The 2,734-nt window shown below is 48.4% G+C and carries 3 protein-coding genes; 1 reads left to right on the plus strand and 2 read right to left on the minus strand.

The window, feature by feature from the left end; translation table 11 throughout:
* The coding region (locus PHU49_16800; protein ID MDD5245668.1) for an AEC family transporter at window positions 1–471 on the plus strand (471 nt) is incomplete at its 5' end.
* Between the two features lie 65 nt (window positions 472–536).
* On the opposite strand, the gene PHU49_16805 is transcribed toward PHU49_16800, so the two are convergent.
* Together PHU49_16805 and PHU49_16810 are read right to left on the minus strand one after the other, a co-directional pair.
* Window positions 537–1,325, minus strand: a complete 789-nt coding sequence (locus tag PHU49_16805) for a sugar phosphate isomerase/epimerase (protein ID MDD5245669.1) — start codon at window positions 1,323–1,325, stop codon at window positions 537–539.
* A gap of 154 nt (window positions 1,326–1,479) precedes the next feature.
* Window positions 1,480–2,127 (minus strand): adenylate kinase, encoded by a 648-nt coding sequence (locus tag PHU49_16810; protein ID MDD5245670.1) that lies wholly within the window; start codon window positions 2,125–2,127, stop codon window positions 1,480–1,482.
* Between the last annotated feature and the right edge of the window lie 607 nt (window positions 2,128–2,734).

Raw genomic sequence — 2,734 nt, forward strand, 5'->3', positions numbered from 1 at the left:
CAGCATCAGCACAAGAATATCCTCAAGGCCTTTCTGCCGATCATTAAGACGCCTGTCATTGTTGCCACGTTCTGCGGTATCGCTATCCTTTACCTCAAGATACCTGTACCAAACGTCCTTCTGAAAAGCATGGGGATTTTAGCAAACATTGCCCTCCCCATGGCGCTCATCATCATCGGCGCATCAATTACCATAGGCACGATCCGGAAGTCCTTCGCCCTTTCCGGCACTGCCACATTCTTCAAGCTCATTGTACTGCCGGCATGCTCGCTTTTACTCAGCGAACTTTTTGGTATCCCCCTCAAAGAGATGCTCCCCGGTATCATACTTCTTGCAACGCCGGCCGCTACAACATCGTATATTATGGCCCGTGAAATCGGCGGCGATACGGATATTGCATCAGGGGCAATTACCCTATCCACCCTCGCATCACCCCTGACATTTATCCTCTGGGCATCAATCATACATTAAAGCAGTGAATAGTCGATAGTCGATAGTAAACAGTGAGAGGCAAAAAAACCAAAGAGACAATTTAGTCAAGCAGAGATAGCGTTGAGTCTTTCCATCATGCGTTCGATGCCGCGCTCCTCCATCTCAAAGCTCTCCACGATGATCTTCCCGTCATAGCCAAGATTCTTTAGGCCATCGACGAGCCTCTTCATATCGATGTCCCCTTCGAGGAACAGGTGATCGTCCCTCTCGCCCGTGTTGTTGTGGAGGTGGACGTGAAAAATGTTTTCAATACCGATAGCGCGTACATCGGCCAGGATTTCGCCTTCAGGATCCCTGGAACCATTCGCGCGCTTTGTAAGATACGCATGGCCAAGATCAAGGGTCATCCCGATGCCGGGCACCAGTTGCTGCAACCCGGGAAATTCTTTAAGGTCACAGAAAAAGAAATAGGGCATGTGGACATTCTCGAGGGCGATCCGTACCCCCTGTTGGCTTGCAAAGGCGGTGATTTCACGCAGATCCTCGATAAACCTTATCCTCAGCCGTTCCTCCAGCTCTTTCACCCTCTTTGTCATGAAGGAATATCCGGGGTGGATGACGAGCGGATCACAACCTATTTTTGCCGCCATGACAATAGCCTTTTTGTTCCGCTCTTTCGATATCTTTCTTACCTCCTCGATATAGCTCCCGAGGTTGATCTCGAAGAAAGGGCCGTGCATGGAGAACTCTACACCATTTTTCCGGAGCTCACTGACCTTTGCAATAAAAGATTCATCCATCGTCAGGACATGGGGCAACTCATAGGACAACTCGATCGTTCTGATCCCTTTTCCAGTGAGCTCACCGATAATCTGCCCGATGGGTTTTTGCATCGAAAAGTATGTAGAGAAACCAAATTTCATGGACCAAAAAGGTTATAGGTGATGGGTCATAGGTGACGGGAAAAGAAAAGGGGTCATGGATTCCAGGGGAATCTTTTTTTGATCCTCCTATCACCCATGACCTATGACCTATTACCTGTATCTCTTATTTTTTCACCACCGCCTTTACCTGATTGACGATCTCTTCACTGCTCAAGGAACTGATGGTCGTTACAAGGCCTTCCTTCGTGTAGAAATCGATGAGAGGAGCGGTCTTTTCATTATATGTTTCAAGTCGTTTCGTAATGGCCTCCACTGTCTCGTCGGCACGCTGGACAGCGGGGGATCCGCATTTCAGGCAGGTTCCGTCCGGTTTCGGCGGCTTGCTCTTGATGTTGTAGATCTCCTGACAATCAGGGTTGGAACAGGTTCTCCGGGTCGTCAACCGGTCCAGTATGACATCCCTGGGGACATCGAGGTTGATAACCCTGTCGAGCTTCAGGTTGATCTTTAGCAGTAATTTCTTCAGCGCCTCGGCCTGCGGGATCGTCCTCGGAAAACCGTCGAGGAGAAAACCCTTCGCGCAATCCGGCTCCTGCAGCCTTGCCTCCATGATATCCATGATGAGGTCATCGGGGACAAGCTCGCCGCGCTCCATGAAACCCTGTGCCTTCTTGCCAAGCTCGTTTCCCGCCTTGACAGCGTTTCTCAAAATATCACCGGTCGAGATCTGCACCGAACCGTCATAATCCGTCAGCATCTTTGCCACGGTACCTTTTCCGGCACCGGGGGCTCCCAATAGCACGATTTTCATTTTACATCCTCCTTGGATCAAATTGTGGTATCAAATTATTGGATCAAAAACGCTATTTGTCCTTCTTTTCGAGTTTCTCTTTCCTCTTTTCCTTCAATGACTTTTGCGGGGCCTTTTTGGTCTCCCTTTTCTGTTTATTCTTCTCTGCCATAATTACCTCCGATAAAATCAGCTCATAAATCACAGTAAAACGTGGTAGGCAGTAAGCAGTATGCACTAAAAGCTTTTGCTGCCCACTCTCTACTGCTTACTTGATTGTTCGGCAGTAGGTTATGAGCTGATGAGTGAGTCTACCAAAAAAAGGGGAAAAAATCATTGATAAAAACCAACATAAACAATAAGCACAAAATTCTAATATCTAAATTCCAAACAATCTCAAAGTTCAAATATCAAATGTTCAAAACGTGTTGTCATCGCGGAGCCCCATCCTTATGCTGTCATCGCGAGGGGAGCCCCATCCTTATGTTGTCATCGCGAGGAGCGTAGCGACGTGGCGATCTCATAGGGTATAATCTATTGAATGAGATTGCCGCGCCCTGCGGGCTCGCAATGACAAAGAGAAAAATGGCTCGCAATGACACTGCGCCGCGCTCCGCTCGCAATGACA

It is taken from the genome of Syntrophorhabdaceae bacterium (genome assembly GCA_028713955.1).
Taxonomy (GTDB): domain Bacteria; phylum Desulfobacterota; class Syntrophorhabdia; order Syntrophorhabdales; family Syntrophorhabdaceae; genus UBA5609.

What these genes read in the sequence shown, in the direction of transcription:
- PHU49_16805 (MDD5245669.1), bottom strand. Translation starts at nt 1,325, where the DNA reads ATGCAAAAACCCATCGGGCAGATTATCGGTGAGCTCACTGGAAAAGGG.
- PHU49_16810 (MDD5245670.1), bottom strand. Translation starts at nt 2,127, where the DNA reads ATGAAAATCGTGCTATTGGGAGCCCCCGGTGCCGGAAAAGGTACCGTG.